Origin of the sequence: Mesorhizobium sp. M1A.T.Ca.IN.004.03.1.1 (assembly GCF_003997555.1) — a bacterium.
In the GTDB taxonomy this organism is placed as follows: Bacteria; Pseudomonadota; Alphaproteobacteria; order Rhizobiales; family Rhizobiaceae; genus Mesorhizobium.
This window is the reverse complement of sequence record NZ_RZTV01000407.1, coordinates 1-267: the sequence shown is the minus strand read 5'-3', so window position 1 is coordinate 267 and position 267 is coordinate 1. Positions and strand designations below refer to the sequence as shown.

1 protein-coding gene and 1 pseudogene are annotated in these 267 nt (G+C 61.8%); one reads left to right on the top strand and one right to left on the bottom strand.

The window, feature by feature from the left end; all coding sequences use genetic code 11:
- Positions 1 to 120 (top strand): BA14K family protein (locus tag EOD29_RS32200; RefSeq protein WP_164763964.1); only part of this gene is annotated, 120 nt, incomplete at its 5' end.
- Positions 121 to 180: 60 nt separating this feature from the next.
- On the opposite strand, the pseudogene EOD29_RS37625 reads toward EOD29_RS32200, so the two are convergent.
- A pseudogene (locus EOD29_RS37625) lies at positions 181 to 267 on the bottom strand (short-chain dehydrogenase/reductase); the annotation flags it as partial.

Here is a 267-nt window from a genome sequence, read left to right as displayed (position 1 = left end):
GTTGAGCCTTGGACACCGCAATGGGAGCGTTATTGCTCGTACCGCTACCGCTCCTTCGATCCGCGCAGCGGCACCTATATCGGCTATGACGGCCGCAGCCATTTCTGCACCGCCGGCTGATCTTCCAACCCATGCATCGCAAGGCGCCGCTCTTCCGCGGCGCTTTGTTTTTGGCTCATTTCAGCCGGCCTTCTTCTCCCAGGGCATCGCCTGCACCTCCGCATCAGGCTCGAAATCTGTCGAGACGCTGACGGCGCGCCATTCGCG